This is a genomic window from Methylobacter psychrophilus (genome assembly GCF_025583945.1).
Classification (GTDB): Bacteria; Pseudomonadota; Gammaproteobacteria; order Methylococcales; family Methylomonadaceae; genus Methylobacter_C; species Methylobacter_C psychrophilus.
The window spans coordinates 1-17,833 of sequence record NZ_JAOEGU010000034.1; the positions used below are offsets into that span (position 1 = coordinate 1).

Consider the following 17,833-nt stretch of genomic DNA (forward strand, 5'->3'; position numbering starts at 1 on the left):
AACTTTTTATAAAGTGCGCAGGTTCGTGCATCAACATGCTGTTGAAATACGTCCAATTCTAACACTGATTGGCTTACTCGTTTTCCTGCTGTTTTTCTAAGCTTAAAAACTTGAACATCGAGTAAAAGATTATCCGGCTTGGGTCATTAATCCCTGAAATTATCGTATTGCAGCGGCATTTCCAGTTTTTCATCTTTTAGCATTTGAATAACCTCTTGCAGGTCATCGCGTTTTTTTCCGGTCACTCTGACTTTATCGCCTTGAATGGCCGCTTGCACTTTGAGTTTTTTATCTTTAATTAATTTAACTATTTTTTTTGCCAGCACGCTCTCAAGGCCTTGCTTTAAGGTGATTTCCTGGCGCATCATTTTGCCGCTGCCCTTGGCATCACCAACGTCCATACAGCCCACGTCAACGCCGCGTCGACTGAGTTTTGTACAGACTACACTGAATATTTGTTGTAACTGAAAGGTTGATTCAGAAATCATGATCAGCTTGTCATCAGTCAGTTCAATGGATGAATTTGTGCCTTTAAAATCAAAACGGGTGGCAACTTCTTTATTGGCCTGGTCGATAGCGTTTTTAACTTCGTGGGTATCAAATTCGGAAATAATATCAAAGGAAGGCATGGCGTTCAGTTCAAGGTTGGTTAAAAGTTACAGGTATTTTACAGTGCTTTAAATGTATTGATAACCTCGGCAACGACTTTAATGCGTAAACGACGAATTGCTGTGCCGATTTGTGGGCCTTTAAGTTCACTGTTTAAAATAGCCGAGGTGTCTACAGAGGCAGCTGATTTCGCGGCCAGCTTTATCAGTTCTGCCTGAGGGTAGGGAGTTTGTTCAAGTCCGGTTCTGCCTTTGGCATCAGCTTCGCAAGCCAGTAAAAATTCATTTAGCGTATTGTTGGATTTAAACGCGCCTAATATATTTAAAACATCAGTTAAGGTTGCTGCGCGTATTTCAAATACTTTATGGCAATGGGTATGATATTGCATGACGTGCATGGCTAATGCTTTAAACGCATTAGGTACACGTAAGCGGCCACATAGTTTTTCCAGAATGGGCAAGCCAATTTTTTCATGACCATAATGATGTGGCCAGTTTTCCGGTGGCGTGATGCCTTTGCCCAGATCGTGGACCAAAGCTGCAAATCTGACTTCAGGACTGGTTGACAATTGAACGGCCTGTTCCAGACACAGCATACTGTGGAGACCGGTATCAATTTCAGGATGATATTTTTCCGGTTGTGGTACACCAAACAGGCAACTTATTTCCGGGAAGATTATTGCCAATGCCGTACAGCTTTTTAAGGTATAAAAAAATGCCGAGGGCGATTGTTCTTTGAGTACCTTATATAATTCAGCCCAAACCCGTTCAGGCACAAGGTAATCGACTTCACCTGCTGCGACCATAGCTTGCATAAGTTCTCTGGTTTCTTCAGCGAGCGTAAAACCCAGATGTCCGTAGCGTGCTGCAAAACGTGCGACACGGAGGATGCGCACAGGATCTTCAGCGAAAGCGGGTGAAATATGTCGAAAAATTTTATTTTTGATATCTTGTTGGCCTCCGTAAGGATCAATAAGTTCGCCTTTTGGCGTCATTGCTATGGCATTGATAGTCAGGTCACGACGGATTAAATCCTGTTCCAGGCTGACTTCAGGGGAGGCATGCACGGCAAAACCTTTATAACCGGGTGCGGTTTTTCGTTCTGTTCTGGCCAACGCATATTCATCATGACTTTGCGGGTGTAAAAATACCGGAAAATCTTTTCCAACCGGTTTAAATCCTTGTTTTATCATTGATGCTGGCGTTTCACCAATCACTACCCAGTCTCTTTCTGTGACTGGAAGCCCAAGTAACTGATCGCGAACTGCACCGCCAACAAGGTATGTTTCCATGAATTTATTATAAGTTGTTTGTCTATTCAACCTAGAATAGCACAAGCTTACCCAAAAAAGTTTCATAAGTAAGGCTAAACGGCAGGTTACTCAATGAATAGAGTTTGATATTGGTTATTAATAAGTCAGGTGCATTGTGATAGAAATTTTTTTGGTAAGTATTTTATTAGGTATGGTCACAGGATTATTGGCTGGATTATTTGGTATCGGGGGGGGCTTGGTTATTGTACCGGTTCTGATTATTTTGTTTACGGCTCAAGGTTTTCCGGCAGAGTTGATAATGTTGATGGCGGTAGCTACTTCTTTAGCGTCCATTATTTTAACGGCAATTGCCTCTATTTCAGCCCATCATCGCTTGGGATCAGTGGTGTGGGTTAAAGTGTTCTCTTTAAGCCCCGGGATTATTATCGGTGCAGCGGTTGGAGCCGTCATTGCCAAACATATAAATACTGACACTTTACGGATTATTTTGGTGGTTTTTTTATTATATGTTGCGATACAAATGGCTTTTCAAATAAAGCCAAAATCTGATCAGATAAAGCAATCCAGGATTTTGGATTTTTTGGTGGCAAACGCTATTGGTTTATTGTCGTCCATTGTTGGTATCGGTGGTGGTACGTTAACTGTACCGTATCTGGTGCGAGGTCAAATGCTTATGCGTAATGCCGTGGCAGTATCGAGTGCCTGTGGATTACCGATAGCGATCGCCGGCACGGTCAGTTACGCAATTTTGGGCTGGAATACCTTGGATCTACCCGAATGGAGTTTAGGCTATGTGTATTTACCTGTTTTTGTCGGTACCGGGTTAAGCAGTATCGCTACAGCACCCATAGGAGCCAAGTTGGCTCACAAGTTGCCGGCAGCAAAATTAAAACGTTACTTTTCATTACTCCTTTTTGTCATGGCGGCAAAGTTAATGTGGTATTAAAAAACTAAAAATAGTTGATAGTGGTCATGTCGTTCAACTTTTGGCGATGCTGTTGTCATCGCGTACAATGAACGCTTTGCATCGTAGGGGGACATGTATAACCATGACAGATAAAAAACACACCAATAATGATGAGTGGGCGGATAAGTTAACGCCGGAACAATTTAGTATTTGTCGCTTAAAAGGCACCGAGGCACCTTTTACAGGAAAATATAACGATTGTAAAAAGATCGGTATTTATCATTGTATTTGTTGCGGTAGTCCCTTGTTTGATTCGGAGGCAAAATTTGACTCAGGTTCAGGTTGGCCAAGTTTCTGGACCGATTTACCGGAAGGTAGTGTGACCGAACATGTTGATGTCAGTCATGGGATGCGTCGGGTTGAAGTGATCTGTAAAGTCTGTCATGCGCATTTGGGGCATGTGTTTGAAGATGGTCCTGAGCCCACTGGTCTACGTTATTGCATTAATTCCGCGTCGCTTGATTTAAAAGAAAAAACGTGAGCGCCCGGCAACAGGTACAAAACTTACTGGATTTTATTGATGCCAGTCCCAGTCCCTGGCATGCGGTTAAAAGTGTGGAAACTCAACTTTTGGCTTTTCAGTTTGTAAAACTCAATGAAACCGTCAAGTGGCAATTACAGCCAGGCGGACGATATTATGTTATCCGTGATGATTCCTCGATTATTATTTTTGTGCAAGGCCAAAGACCGTTGGTTGACACGGGATTTAAAATAATCGGCGCACATACTGATTCCCCGGGTTTAAGAATAAAACCGAATGCTGCCAGTGGTCTGGATGGTTTATTACGGTTGGGAGTTGAAGTTTATGGTGGGCCCATTATTGCCACATTTACCGATCGGGATTTGAGTCTTGCCGGACGGATCAGTTATAAAAATAATCAAAATGTTATTGTTAGTTTATTGGTAAATTTTGAAAGGCCTTTGTTACGCTTACCCAATCTGGCCATTCATATGAACAGGGCGGTTAATGAAGAAGGCTTAAAGCTGCATAAGCAGAATGAACTACCTTTAATCTTATCAACATTGGCTGAAGAATGCTTGCCCCAAGCTTATTTCTCAGAGCTCATCCAGCAGCAATCAGGTTGTGATGCCGAGCGTATTTTATCCTGGGATCTGGCGGCGTATGATACGCAAAAAGGCGTCTTTTGGGGTGCCGAAAACGAGTTTTATGCCGATAGCCAACTGGATAATTTGGCCTCTTGTCATGCTGCTTTGCAAGCATTGCTGGATGATTCGGTGTTGGATAATGATAACACCCTGGTTTGTGCGTTCTTTGATCATGAAGAAATTGGCAGTGAAAGTAATAAAGGTGCCGATGGCAGCTTTCTTGCTGATGTGCTTGAGCGTATTGCTTTAGGGTCTGAAAATAATAGAGAAGATTTTGCCAGAGCCTTGGCGAAAAGTTTTATGGTTAGTGCCGATATGGCACATGGCTATCACCCTAATTTCCCTTTAGCCTACGATCCTGATCATAAAGTAACCGTCAATAAAGGACCGGTCATTAAAGTTAACGTTAATCATCGGTACAGCACCGAAAATATTTCACAAGCCATGTTTGCTGATTGGTGTGAGCAAGCAGGCGTACCTTATCAAAAATACTCTCATCGTAACGATTTGGCTTGTGGCAGTACTATTGGGCCGATAACATCAGCCAGATTGGGTATTCGTTCAGTCGATGTTGGTAATCCACTATGGGCCATGCACAGTATCCGGGAAAGCGCCGGGGTATTGGATCATGGTTATATGATAAAAGTGATGAGAAAGTTTTTTGATGATGTTAATTTGGCCAATTTAGATTAAAATCAGCATTTTCAATAATTCAACACAAAGGCAACAGAATTAATTTACCACTCCCTACTTTTAACAAGCTAAGTAAACTTAAGCAATGACAGTTATCAGAGTATTTTTTGCTTTGGTTTGTATAGCGTTTTTGCCGGTACTTTTGGCAGACGATGCTGTGGTTGAATATAAGGTAAGGGCCGGTTATTTGTACAACTTTACCAAATTTATAACTTGGACTGTCGATAATTCCAAAACGTTTAATCTGTGTGTTTTGGGGGACGATCCTTTCGCTGAACTAATTGATCCCATTGAAAAATTATCAGTAATGGAGCGAGTTATTAAAGTATTTAGATTTGATAGCTTTAAAAGTATGGATAAGCAGCCGCACTGCCATATTCTTTATATAAGTTCCTCTATTAAAGAGGGCCTCCATCTCCGAAATTTCAATGACACCTTGGTAGTGGGCGAAAGTGAACAGTTTATAGATCAAGGCGGAATGATTGGCTTTGTTAACCGGCAGGGTAAAATAAAATTACAAATTAATTTGGAAATGATAACCCGAAGCGGCTTGAAAATCAGCGCAAAATTATTAGAGGTCGCTGATGTCGTCAAGGGGGCTGAATGATTAAATCTATTGAGAATCTGTCGATAAGACGCAAGTTATTGCTGACGTTGGTTTTTCCTAGCGTTATCTCGTTATTATTTGCCAGTTTATTCTTGGTGTTGCTTGAAATTTCAGAATTTCAAAAAAATACCCGTGATGATTTGTTAACGCTGGCAACCATTATAGGTAACCGTAGTACCGCTGCATTGCTGTTTCATGACACAGATTTGGCCAAAGAGAATTTGGGCGTACTTAATAGCTTACCCTATGTGCAAGTTGCCTGTCTTTATGATGGGCGAGGCAGTGTTTTTGTCAAGGTATCGAAAAATAACGATGAAAACTTTAAATGTCCGCTATTTATTGAAAGTGAAAAGTCTCGCTTTAATGCCGCTAATTTATCTATAGTCCAGCCGATTAAAGATAATACCGAAATACTGGGTACTGTTTATATTTATGCTAATTTGGTTGAGCCATATTGGCGAAAAATACAATTTACCGGATTGCTGTTTTTTGTCTTGGTTAGTGTAACAACATTGACCTTCTTTTTAACAACACCGTTGTTACGGCTTATTTCAATACCCATCAAAAAACTGCTGGATACCGTCACAGAAATCAGTGATAGCAAAGATTATTCGTTGCGTGCTGTTAAAGTCAATAATGATGAAGTGGGTGTTTTGGTTGATGCCTTCAATGCTTTGATTGGTACCGTTGAAGCCCAAAATCAGTCTCTGACATGGGCTAAAGATCGTTATCTGGCTCTTTATGATGATAACCCTACGATGTTATTTAATATCTCCAAATCCGGCCTTATCTTATCGGTTAACCGTACCGGTGCCAAACAGCTGGGTTTGATTGTTGATGATTTGCATGGTCGTTCGATTTTTCATTTTATGCATTCAGATGATTTACCAATAATGCACGCTTTGGTTGAAGATTGCCTGATGAATCCCTTATCCATACATAAACAGGAATTTAAGCTGGTTTGTTACGATAAACGCTTTATTTGGGTTAAGGCAACCGCCAAGCTGGTTGACAATGAAAATCAGCAATGTAGTTTATTGGTGGTTTTTGAAGATGTAACCGAAGCTCACGATTTGACTGAGACAATTATTTTTCAGGCCAGTCATGATGCCTTGACCGGGCTGGCAAATCGCAGTGAATTTGATAAACGTATCAATCAATTGGTTGCCTTGCGTGCCGACGGTTCTGAAAATGTTTTGTGTTATCTGGATCTGGATCAATTTAAAGTCGTTAACGATACCTGTGGGCATCTTGCCGGTGATGAGTTGCTCAGGCAATTAGGCGACGTGTTAAGAAAGAATTTACGTAAAAATGATTTTATAGCGCGTTTGGGTGGTGATGAGTTTGGTTTATTAATGTATCAATGTTCGTTGGGACAAGCGTTTCAAGCCTGCGAAAAAATACGCGATATAATTAACGATTTTCAATTTTGTTGGGAAGACAGAAGTTTTAAAGTCGGTGTCAGTATTGGTATTTCATCGATTAACGCCACGAGTAGTAATGCTGTAGATCTTCTTAAAGAGGCCGATTCTGCCTGTTATGCCGCAAAAGACAGAGGCAGAAATCGGGTGCATATTTTCTTGCCTGATGATGAAGAATTAGCGCAACGGCATGGGGAAATGCAATGGGTATCAAAAATACAGCGGGGCCTCGAAAAAAACAGCTTTTGTCTTTATGGGCAACCGATAGTTTCAATTGCCGATAATGAAGAAAAGATGCACTTTGAAACGTTGGTTCGTTATCGCGATGATAACGGCTTTATTATTCCGCCTGGCGCATTTTTGCCGGCTGCCGAACGTTATAATATGGCCTCTGCACTGGATCGATGGGTTATTAGTCATCTATTTGAGTGGCTCGCCAACAAGCCTGATTTTTTGGAAAATTTGTCGCTTTGCTCGGTTAATTTGTCTGGTGTCTCGCTATCGGATGATATCATGCTGAAGTTTATTACCGAACAATTTAGCTTGTGGGCCATACCAACTCATAAAATCTGTTTTGAGATAACAGAAACCGCTGCCATTGCCAATTTATCAAGTGCCACTAACTTTATCAATCATTTAAGGGAGGGGGGATCTTTATTCTCACTGGATGATTTTGGTAGCGGTTTGTCTTCGTTTGCTTATTTAAAAAACCTGCCGGTCGATTTTCTTAAAATTGACGGTTTATTTGTTAAAGATATTGTCGACGATGAAGTTGATTTGGCCATGGTGAGAGCCATTAATGAAGTCGGACATATTATGGGTAAAAAGACCATTGCTGAATTTGTCGAAAATGAAAAAATCTTCAACCTGCTTAAGGAACTGGGTGTTGATTATGCCCAAGGCTATGGTATCAGTAAGCCGGTGCCTCTGGATGAACTTATTTTGATAAAGCCTTTTACACCGGTATGAGTATGAAGGTTAAAATTATTTTTTATATGAAACGCCTGGCTTTTATTAGCTACCTGAGTTCAGGTATAGCCGCTGCTGCTGAAGAGAGTGTGGAGGATTTTTTTGCTATGTCGCCGGCACAACTGGCGGCAACGCCGGTGACTATTGCTACCGGCACACCAACACCGGTTTTTCAATCTGCGGCATCGACCAGTGTGGTGACCGCCGAGCAAATTAAATCCATGGGTGCAACCGAACTGCATGAGGTGTTGGAAACCATCCCCGGCGTCCATGCCAGTCTCCAACCCAATTCCTATGATTATAACTACAGCATACGTGGTATCGCCAATTCGACCAACTCGGAGGTTTTGATACTGTTAAACGGTACCCGGATTACTACGCCTTCCGGTGGTACATTAATGACCGGTACGGAGATGCCTCTTGAGGCTATTCAGCGCGTGGAAGTGATTAGGGGGCCAGGCTCTGCTTTGTATGGCGCAGATGCTTTTGCCGGTGTTATCAATATCATTACCAAAAAAGCCAAAGATATCAACGGCTCGGTATTGGGAGTACGTGCCGGCGATCATGGTACTCAGAGCGGCTGGGGGCAGCAGAGCGCTGAATGGGCCGGTTGGGATATTGCCACCAGTCTGCAATATCAGCGTAACGATGGCGATCAGGGACGCATTGTGACTGCCGATGCTCAAACCGGTTTTGATAATGCGTTTGGAACTCATGCCTCTTTGGCTCCGGGGCCTATGAATACCAATTATGAAACCTACAACGGACATCTTAATTTACAGCGCAAACATTGGGATATCGGTTTTTGGGCATTTAATACCAATGGCGGTACTCGTGCAGGGCTTGTCGGTGCCTTGGATCCGAATGGTAACGCCAACGGTCAACAATTTTTAGGTGATGTGCGGTTTTCGACTGAAGACTGGCTGGATAACTGGGAACTGACGGCTCATGCCAGCTATCAGCAAGCTGATTTTCAGGCTCAAACACACGCTTTCCCAAATAATGCCGAGTTACCTATAGGCTCTAACGGTAATATTAATGCCTCTGGTAGCAGTGCATTGGTTGTATTTCCTAATGGTGTTAATACTGATCTAGGACGAAAAGAGACAATTCCCTCGCTGGAATTGGGCTCAATTTACAAAGGACTGGACAAGCATATCCTGCGTTTTAGCACCGCATTTCGATATGAAAAAATGGCTACAAATCAAAGTAGTAATTTCGGATATGGTGTTCAGAATGGTATTGGTGGTGCATTAGTCAATGTAACCGGTACGCCCTATGTTTATTTGCCGGATACACATCGGACTATCGGCTCTTTGGTCGCGCAGGATGAATGGCAGCTTGCCGCTGATTGGCAGTTGACCGCAGGTCTGCGTTATGATCATTATTCCGATTTTGGCGGAACTTTTAACCCGCGTGCCGCTTTGGTTTGGGACATTAACAAACAACTCACCAGTAAGTTGATGTATGGCAAAGCCTTTAGAGCGCCCACTTTTTTAGAGCTCTATACCCAGAATAGCCCGGTTGTGGCAGGTAACCCCGATTTAAAACCAGAAACCATCAATACTTATGAATGGGCTTTAAATTACCGTCCAATATCATCACTGAGCACTTCAGCCAATGTTTATTATTATCAGATTAGTAATCTGATAGCACAAGTAGCTAATTTAGGTACAGTTGCAAGCAACTATCAGAATAGTGGTAATCAAAACGGCTATGGATCAGAGGTTGAAGCTAATTGGCAATGGAATGAGCAATGGAATGTAAAAGGTAATTATGCCTGGCAACATGCCATTAACGAGACAACCAAAAGTAGTGTGATTGGCGTGCCTGCACAGCATCTTTATGTGGCGCTGGTTTGGAAATTTTTGCCCCAGTGGCAATTACAACCCCAGCTTAACTGGATCGGTAGTAGAACGGGCAATGTCAATCAGCAGTTGAGCGATTATGAAACCATCGACTTCACGTTGCGAGGTCAAAAGCTGTTTGGCCATCTCAATCTGGCGGCGTCTTTACGTAATGCGCTCGATGCGCAATATTATGAACCAACATTTATATCATTGCCTGCAACGCTGCCGATGCAGGGAAGAAGCTTTTATCTCGAAGCGTCAATTAATTTTGATGCCTTCTGATCTTGTTGCTTTAATTTGAGTTTTCCTGACCTTTGCTCATGCATTTTCAATCATAGCCAATATGTGAGTGATACGATAAAAGCCTGATTAGTTCGTGTTGATCTACGTTAAAGAATGAACAGCTTAAGCAGTATAAAAAATTTGCAAGGACGGCTAAAGTATGTCGCTTCCCAAGCCTAATTTGCAGCAATTCTCATTATGGAAAATACTTTTAAATCATAATGTTATGATTTAAATTTACAAACTTTTTTTAAATCCTACAGAATCCTGTTTTTCACCGATGCTGTAAAGCCTTATAAAACAGGGATGCTAATATTATTACCAATTCGGCTCTTCGATTACTTTGCAAGTATTGCGGTAGAATACACACGTACTTTCAAAGCCTAACCGCTATCTATTTGATTTTATTTATCTTTCCATAATGAGAATTGCTGGCCTAATTTGGCTAATTGATTAATTAGTATTGCTGTGAGTTATAATGCTTGGCTTGTAAAAAAGCGCCGTTATTCGTGAGTAAGTGCCATATATCCGGATTTTTTTTAGCGACGGAATCAATCATATCGGTTACTTTTATTATAGCCGGCCAGCGTTCGCCATGATAATCCACCAGTGGACCAATTTTTTTAAAATTGATGCCTAGTGCTGACACTAGACGAAACCACGGCGGCTCCATAGAGCCATATGAATAGTGAATTTGGTTTTCATAGCTTGCTTTTACGGTGCAAGCAATTAAAGCGACACTAATCAGGGAGAAAGTACGTCTCTCGTCGAGCGAAAAAAAATCCTGCGGATCAGAATCATTAGTGACTAAAGCCTGCGGATCATTTTTTCTTTTTCTAAATGCTTTAGACACACAAAGCCGCGATACTTCTCCCAGATGCTGTCTATCAATAAGTTGCATCATGGCAATATTATCAATTTCACAATGGATTTCTAGAGGAAATAGTTTGTCCGGGTTATTGGCATCAGGAAGGATAAGCCGTACGGTTGCGGCGTATTCGCCAGACTTGCGGTGACGAATCAGGTAATGAACCGAGTGCTCGTCAAATTCGTCAAATTCCAGGTTATCAGGATAATCATCAGGATTTTCAAAGCTATTTTCAATGCAATATACTTGATAACGCAGTTTATACACTTCATGTTTAAGTGCATCAGAAAGCGCTGGCACCATCTCAAAATAGCCATTAAAAGCCTCAATACTATTATTAGCTAAAGGCTCGTCTCTTAATTGAAGCGGGGGAATGCTATAAGTATCTAATTTCACAGATTTTTGGGATAGTTTAGAAAAAGTGTTGATGACAGTATACGATTTAAAAATTACCAATAGAAGTAATCAATAAGCGAGATGATAAAAAGACTAATCAGCCAGATTTTTTGTACAAAAAAATTATGATGCTATCGATAATAAATTATTACGCCAGCTTGTTCAGATAAGAAAAATATCACAGTAAACCCATAAACAAAAACAAAGAATTGTTTGCTGAGATATACTCTACAGTCTTGTTAAAGCTTGTTACTGCTGGTAGACAGGTTTTAAAGCAATCGTTATACGATACATAAATGGCTAAGGATAAAAATGTCACAACCCAAAGGTTATGTCGATCCGGAATTTCTCCGTGTCATTGGCAATCATCTCAATGACATTAAGCAAAATTCCTATACTTTGATGCAAATCGAGTTGGGTCATAAAGTGCTGGATTTGGGCTGTGGGCCCGGTACTGACACAATACCGTTAGCACCCTTGGTGGGTGCTAACGGTATTGTCATCGGTGCGGATTACGATGCGGCTATGATAGACGAAGCTGAGCAACGCGCTGAGCAAGCAGGTGTTAGTGCTTGGGTTAGCCATCAATGTATTAATGCCATATCGCTGCCGTTTGCAAAGGATTATTTCGATTCTTGCCGTAGCGAGCGGTTGTTTCAGCATTTACATTATCCTGAGCAAGCGCTATCTGAAATGGTCAGGGTAACAAAACCCGGTGGATGGGTGGTGGTTTTGGATACCGATTGGGGGAGCTTATCTACGGATACTGATGACACCGATATTGAACGTCGCCTGACTCGATTTACGGCCGAGTCCTTTTTGCATAATGGTTACTCAGGGCGAAAATTATACCGCTTGTTTAAACAACAAAATCTGGTGGATATTTCCTTTGAAGTATTTCCTGTTGCGACACCCAGTTATACGGTGGCGCGTCACGGAATGCAGGCAGAAAGAATTGAACAGGCAGCGCTTAAGGCAGGCGTTATTACCGCTGAAGAACTTAAACACTGGCAGACTGGTCTTGAACAAGCGGATTCAGACGATACCTATTTTAGTAGTGTAAACATCATGATGCTTGCCGGGCGTAAGTCTTGAATTTACTATTATTGACGATAGATATAATTTTCTTAAAAGTTAAAAATAATTAACAACATTATGAAAAACCTTGCCCCTTTTGATGGCGAGCTTTATCTGTTTAAACAGTTTTATTCGTTGCCGGAATCTGATCAGTTATTTACAGCATTTGAAACCGGTTTGGCTTGGCAGGAAGAAACTATTTTTATTTTTGGAAAACGGGTTAAAGTTCCCCGTTTGATGTGCTGGTATGGTGATCCCGATGCTTGCTATCAGTATTCAGGGGTTAATCATCAACCCAAGCCTTGGAATGAAGCATTACAGTCAGTCAGGGCAAAATTAGGGCAGCAATGCGGGTGTGCTTTTAATAGCGTTTTGGCCAATCTGTACCGCAATGGTAAAGACTCGATGGGGTGTCATGCCGACGATGAAAAGGAGCTGGGACACAATCCGCTGATTGCCTCGTTAAGCCTGGGTGATGGGCGCTTGTTTAAATTGCATCATAAAAAAAGTAAAGAAACCGTCGATATTATTCTGGGTCATGGCGATTTGTTGGTGATGGCGGGTACTCTTCAGCATCACTGGGTGCATTCGCTGCCTAAAACCCGAAAATTTAAAACACCACGAATCAACTTGACGTTTCGCAACATTCTGGTTGATTAAGTATTTTTTATTGTCTACGAAAAGTACGAAAGACACGAAAAATATAAGTAAAAATTTTCGTACTTTTCGTGTCTTTCGTGGAACTTGTTATTAGTCTTTTATCGCTTTAAAGCCAATATCTGTGCGGTAATAGATGTCATTCCAGTGGATTTTATTGGCAAGCTCATAGGCTTTGGTTTGCGCTTCTTTAATATCCTGTCCCAGCGCACAGGCGCATAAAACACGTCCGCCAGCGGTAACGATATCATCGCCACTTTGCCGAGTGCCGGCATGAAATATTTTGCTGTCTTCCTGTTCTTCTGTGGGTAATCCCGAAATAACGGCACCTTTTTGATAATCATCCGGGTAGCCACCGGCAGCCAGAACCACGCCCAATGCGACACGTTCATCCCATTCAGTCGTCGTTTTATCGAGTTCTCCGGCCAAGGCGGCCTCACAAAGTTCGACCAGATCGCTTTTCATGCGCATCATAATCGGTTGTGTTTCAGGATCACCAAAGCGGCAGTTATATTCCAGTACTTTAATCGTGCCATCGGCTGAAATCATTAAACCGGCGTAAAGAAAGCCGGTGTAAGGCAGGCCATCGTCAACCATGCCTTTTAAAGTCGGCTCAATGACATCACGCATAACCCGGTCATAAATTTCGGGGGTAACAACCGGCGCTGGCGAGTATGCGCCCATACCGCCGGTATTAGGGCCTTTATCACCATTGTCACGGGCTTTGTGATCTTGCGATGTCGCCATAGGCAAGGCGTGTTTGCCATCGGCAATAACAATAAAGCTGGCTTCTTCACCAGTCAGAAATTCTTCAATGACCACCCGGTTGCCCGCTTCGCCATAGACATTTCCGGAGAGCATGTCTTCAACCGCACCGATAGCCTCTTGCTCGGTTTGTGCGACAATAACACCTTTACCTGCCGCCAAACCATCGGCCTTAACGACAATCGGTGCGCCTTGTTGCCGGATGTAGGCAATCGCCAGGTCTTTATTGGTAAATGATTGGTAACTGGCCGTCGGGATATGATGACGAATCATAAAATCTTTGCAAAAAGTCTTGGAACCTTCTAATTGCGCAGCTTTGGCAGAGGGTCCAAAACAGCGTAAACCGGCTTGTTGAAAGCTGTCAACGACACCCAGCACCAAAGGAATTTCCGGGCCGATAATCGTCAAGTCGATCTGTTCTTTTTGGGCAAAGGCCAGTAATCCTGAAATATCGTCGACGGCGATAGCGACGTTTTCAATAGCCGGTTCAAGCGCGCTTCCCGGATTACCGGGTGCAACAAATACTTTTTTAACTTTAGGTGATTGTTCGGCTTTCCACGCGAGAGCGTGTTCACGACCACCGCTACCGACGATGAGGATTTTCATAATATAGTTTCCGTATTGTAGATGTAAGGTAAATTGTAAAAATCCCCCTTTCACAGTTGGGATTAACAACTTAAGGTGATATCCGAGAATTAATATACCCAAGTGGCACAGGATTTTTGTTTATTTACAACGCAGTAAATGAATAAAAAGACCAGTAAGCTGGGTATATTATTCTCAGGAAATCACCTAAGTCGGGGCAGATACCATCCCTTCAAGGGATGTTATCTGTAAGATCCTCTTACTTTAAATTGGGTAGCCACAGTTGCCATAGATTCACAGGCTATAAATAATATTTAGTCTCGCCTGTGTTTCAGCTTAAGCGGCAATACATGGGTTTATTCTGTGAATTTGTGGCGGTTTATATTTTGCGAGTTTAGAGCCTTAAATTAATTAAGTACGCAGGGCGTCACTGCCATTAAGTTAAGCACAATACCACCGTAGGAGCGGGTCATGCCCGCGATATTTGGGCTGCAATATTTGGTTTTAGCTTCTTCATCGCGGGCATGGCTCGCTCCTACAACGCTTAATTTAATGCCGAAAATGGCGCATACCCGTAAATACCATGGCTATATTGTGTTCATCTGCGGCAGCAATCACTTCGTTGTCACGCATCGAACCACCGGGCTGAATAATAGCGGTTATACCGGCTTCTGCGGCGGCATCTATGCCATCTCTAAAAGGAAAGAAGGCGTCTGAAGCCATTGCAGAACCTTGAACAACCAAGCCTTCGTCAGCGGCTTTAATACCGGCAATTCTTGCCGAATAAACCCTGCTCATTTGACCTGCACCGACACCGATGGTCTGGCCACTTTTGCAATAAACGATGGCATTGGATTTGACGAACTTGGCAACTTTCCAGGCAAATAACAAATCGGCAAGCTCTTGTTCAGTCGGAACGCGTTGACTGACAATTTTAATATCGGCACTGGTGATTGTGCCAAAATCCTTGTCCTGAACCAATAAACCACTGGCAACACGTTTAAAATCAAGGGCAGACTGGATAGTGCCACCCCATTCGCCACAGGCCAATACCCGAATATTTTGTTTGCCGGCCAGAACCGCTATTGCCGCCGGATTAATGGTGGGTGCAATAATTACTTCGACAAATTGACGCTTGATAATTTCAGCGGCTGTTTGCTCATCCAGTTCCCGGTTAAAAGCGATAATGCCGCCAAATGCAGACGTTGGATCTGTTGCATAAGCTTTATCATAGGCAGTAAAAATATCATCAGCTTCAGCTACGCCACAGGGGTTTGCATGTTTAACGATAACGCAAGTCGGTTTATCCGTGAAGGATTTAACACATTCCAGCGCTGCATCGGCATCAGCAATATTGTTGTAGGATAATTCCTTGCCTTGAAGTTGCCTGGCTGCAGCAATCGTACCTGATGCTGGGGATTTTTCCCGGTAAAAAGCCGCTTTTTGATGAGGATTTTCTCCATAACGCATGGTTTGGTTATGATAAAACTGTAAATTAAGTGTTTCCGGAAATTGGCTGCCGTTGATGTTAGCTAAATAAGTGGCAATTGCCGTGTCGTAACGTGCGGTATGCTCAAAGCTTTTTAGCGCCAGATTAAAACGAGTCTGGTCAGACAGGCTGTTATCAGTACTTTTAAGTTCAGCGATAGTTGCCGCGTAGTCGGATGGATGAACAATGATGGCAACGTCGGCATGGTTTTTAGCTGCGGCGCGGATCATGGTAGGACCGCCGATATCGATGTTTTCGATAGCCTTTTCCAGATCACAATCCGGGTTGGCTACCGTTTGTTCAAACGGGTATAGATTGACGACGACCATATCAATAGGGTTAATGCCGTTAGCTGCCATAATCGCATCATCGATTCCCCGACGGCCTAAAATTCCACCATGAACTTTGGGATGCAAGGTTTTAACACGACCATCCATCATTTCCGGAAAACCCGTGTAATCAGAGACTTCAGTAACCGGTATTTTATGTTCAGCCAACGTTTTGGCAGTACCGCCAGTGGACAGGATTTCAATGCCCATTTGGCTTAATTCGCGACAAAAATCGACGATACCGGATTTATCAGAAACGCTGATCAGGGCGCGAGTGATTTTTTTGTTCATGCAGACCTTTTTGTGGTGGATGTGTTGGTGAGAAAGTGCCAGGATAAAGCCAAGCCGAATCCGACCGGGCTTTAGGATATACCGTACTGATCCAGTTTTTTGCGTAAGGTACTACGGCTTAGGCCGAGTGCTTTTGCGGCTTTGGTTTGGTTATATCCTGAATGTTCCAGGGTTGCTTCCAATAAGGGTTTTTCAACTTCGCTGATGACCATGGCATGTAAACCTACGGCATCATGACCACTTAATTGTGAAAGGTATAACTCTACTGTTTGTTTGACATACGCAGACAAGGGCAATAGCACTATTTTTTTGCTGTCTATATTAATTATTTCAGCACTATTTTGAGAGGCGGTCATATTATGCAGCACTACCTGTTGATAAAAGATTAAATGCTGAATTAATCAGTACTAGTTGTTGGGATGGGCATTGAGCCTGGTTGATGTTGTTTTTTGTCTCCTGGCTTATGGTGCCAAGATGTTTAAAATACCAACCGATATGTTTCCGAGCTATTCTAACACCGGAGGCATTACCATAGAAGCTATATAGTTGTTCCAAATGACTGAGAAGCGTGTTGTGAATAGTCGAATTCATTGGTTTTTCAAGGGATTTTCCGGTTTTAAGAAAATGACTGATTTGATTAAATAACCATGGATTTCCCTGAGCCGCACGTCCGATCATGATTGCATCAGCACCGGTGGCATCAAGCACATAACGGGCTTTTTCCGCCGAATCAATATCGCCGTTGGCAATAATGGGCATACTGACTGCTTGTTTAACTTGTTTAATCGTTTCATATTCAGCTTGCCCGTTAAATTTACAGGCACGCGTTCTGCCATGCAGGGTTAAGGCAGCAATACCTGACTGTTCTGCTATTTTGGCGATTTCAACGGCATTACGGCTATCCAAATCCCAGCCGGTACGGATTTTTAGTGTGACAGGAATATTAACGGCATTAACAACTGCATCCAATATTTTCTTCACCAGTACCTCGTCTCTTAATAATGCCGAACCTGCTGCTACGGAACAGACTTTTTTGGCCGGACAACCCATATTTATATCAATAATTTGGGCACCGCGCTGCGCATTAAATCTTGCTGCATCAGCCATTTGCTGAGGATCTGTACCGACAATCTGCACGGAACGAAAGCCTGTTTCGCCATTGTGATCTGCTTTTAATAGTGTTCGTTTATTGTGACGTAAAGCCGGATTGGATGCCACCATCTCCGATACAGCCAAGCCTGCACCGAATTGCTTACATAATTCCCTGAAGGGACGGTCACTGACCCCGGCCATAGGTGCCAGAATTAGATTGTTTTTAAGTTGATAGGGGCCGATGTGCATAAGGCAGGTTCAAGGTTAAAGATGCAAGGTTAAAGGTATATCGGTGAGATGGCTGGTTTTTACTTTATCCCTTGAGTCTGAGTTATTTCTCGTAGGATCATTTCAGATGTGATTGTGCCGATCTTCTTGTTTTTGTTGCCGGTCGGGGTTTGCAACCCCGACCGAAACGTTTGAAGGCTTAAGTAGATTTCAAAACGTGAGTAACGGGTTACAAGCCCCGTCACGCGCTTTTTTTACCTTGAACCTTTGCCCTTGAG

15 protein-coding genes are annotated in these 17,833 nt (G+C 42.6%); 8 read left to right on the top strand and 7 right to left on the bottom strand.

Translation table 11 applies throughout. The features are described from left to right. Positions 1–146: 146 nt before the first annotated feature. Together N7974_RS14340 and N7974_RS14345 are read right to left on the bottom strand one after the other, a co-directional pair. On the bottom strand, positions 147–629 hold the full coding sequence (locus tag N7974_RS14340) for a YajQ family cyclic di-GMP-binding protein (protein WP_262966280.1): 483 nt from the start codon (positions 627–629) through the stop codon (positions 147–149). Between the two features lie 38 nt (positions 630–667). Further along, positions 668–1,900 carry a multifunctional CCA addition/repair protein gene (locus tag N7974_RS14345; RefSeq protein WP_262966281.1) on the bottom strand — a complete coding sequence of 411 codons (1,233 nt, stop codon included), beginning with the start codon at positions 1,898–1,900 and terminating at the stop codon, positions 668–670. Between the two features lie 136 nt (positions 1,901–2,036). Here N7974_RS14345 and N7974_RS14350 point away from each other — a divergent pair, with 136 nt between their 5' ends. The 6 genes from N7974_RS14350 (at position 2,037) to N7974_RS14375 (ending at position 9,778) form a co-directional block, all read left to right on the top strand. Beyond that, positions 2,037–2,828 (top strand): sulfite exporter TauE/SafE family protein, encoded by a 792-nt coding sequence (locus N7974_RS14350; protein WP_262966282.1) that lies wholly within the window; start codon positions 2,037–2,039, stop codon positions 2,826–2,828. Positions 2,829–2,931: 103 nt separating this feature from the next. Next, entirely contained in the window at positions 2,932–3,330 is a 399-nt protein-coding gene (msrB, locus tag N7974_RS14355; protein WP_262966283.1) for a peptide-methionine (R)-S-oxide reductase MsrB, read from the top strand. Next, on the top strand, positions 3,327–4,649 hold the full coding sequence (locus N7974_RS14360; RefSeq protein ID WP_262966284.1) for a M18 family aminopeptidase: 1,323 nt from the start codon (positions 3,327–3,329) through the stop codon (positions 4,647–4,649). The genes msrB and N7974_RS14360 overlap by 4 nt, the downstream gene beginning before the upstream one ends. An 85-nt stretch (positions 4,650–4,734) precedes the next feature. Beyond that, positions 4,735–5,256, top strand: coding sequence for a YfiR family protein (locus N7974_RS14365; RefSeq protein ID WP_262966285.1), 522 nt, complete (start codon positions 4,735–4,737; stop codon positions 5,254–5,256). Beyond that, a complete protein-coding gene (locus tag N7974_RS14370; protein WP_262966286.1) occupies positions 5,253–7,646 on the top strand; it encodes an EAL domain-containing protein in 2,394 nt (797 codons plus the stop codon). The genes N7974_RS14365 and N7974_RS14370 overlap by 4 nt, the downstream gene beginning before the upstream one ends. Before the next feature lie 2 nt (positions 7,647–7,648). After that, positions 7,649–9,778: a TonB-dependent receptor plug domain-containing protein gene (locus N7974_RS14375; RefSeq protein ID WP_262966287.1), complete on the top strand. Its 2,130-nt coding sequence runs from the start codon at positions 7,649–7,651 to the stop codon at positions 9,776–9,778. Positions 9,779–10,235: 457 nt separating this feature from the next. On the opposite strand, the gene N7974_RS14380 is transcribed toward N7974_RS14375, so the two are convergent. Next, positions 10,236–11,102: a PEP-CTERM/exosortase system-associated acyltransferase gene (locus tag N7974_RS14380; protein WP_262966288.1), complete on the bottom strand. Its 867-nt coding sequence runs from the start codon at positions 11,100–11,102 to the stop codon at positions 10,236–10,238. Positions 11,103–11,354: 252 nt separating this feature from the next. Here N7974_RS14380 and N7974_RS14385 point away from each other — a divergent pair, with 252 nt between their 5' ends. Both N7974_RS14385 and N7974_RS14390 read left to right on the top strand, forming a co-directional pair. Continuing rightward, entirely contained in the window at positions 11,355–12,137 is a 783-nt protein-coding gene (locus tag N7974_RS14385) for a methyltransferase domain-containing protein (RefSeq protein ID WP_262966289.1), read from the top strand. A gap of 60 nt (positions 12,138–12,197) precedes the next feature. Further along, positions 12,198–12,779 carry an alpha-ketoglutarate-dependent dioxygenase AlkB family protein gene (locus tag N7974_RS14390; RefSeq protein WP_262966290.1) on the top strand — a complete coding sequence of 194 codons (582 nt, stop codon included), beginning with the start codon at positions 12,198–12,200 and terminating at the stop codon, positions 12,777–12,779. Between the two features lie 90 nt (positions 12,780–12,869). Here N7974_RS14390 and purD read toward each other — a convergent pair whose 3' ends face one another. The 4 genes from purD to dusB form a co-directional block, all read right to left on the bottom strand. After that, positions 12,870–14,147 carry a phosphoribosylamine--glycine ligase gene (gene purD / locus N7974_RS14395; protein WP_262966291.1) on the bottom strand — a complete coding sequence of 426 codons (1,278 nt, stop codon included), beginning with the start codon at positions 14,145–14,147 and terminating at the stop codon, positions 12,870–12,872. A 528-nt stretch (positions 14,148–14,675) separates the two neighbouring features. Continuing rightward, positions 14,676–16,235: a bifunctional phosphoribosylaminoimidazolecarboxamide formyltransferase/IMP cyclohydrolase gene (gene purH / locus N7974_RS14400; RefSeq protein ID WP_262966292.1), complete on the bottom strand. Its 1,560-nt coding sequence runs from the start codon at positions 16,233–16,235 to the stop codon at positions 14,676–14,678. Between the two features lie 71 nt (positions 16,236–16,306). Further along, the gene (locus tag N7974_RS14405) at positions 16,307–16,591 is read right to left on the bottom strand and encodes a helix-turn-helix domain-containing protein (protein ID WP_262966293.1); all 285 of its coding nucleotides are present in this window, start codon (positions 16,589–16,591) and stop codon (positions 16,307–16,309) included. 1 nt (position 16,592) lies between these two features. Next, positions 16,593–17,576 (bottom strand): tRNA dihydrouridine synthase DusB, encoded by a 984-nt coding sequence (gene dusB / locus N7974_RS14410; RefSeq protein WP_262966294.1) that lies wholly within the window; start codon positions 17,574–17,576, stop codon positions 16,593–16,595. Positions 17,577–17,833: the final 257 nt, after the last annotated feature.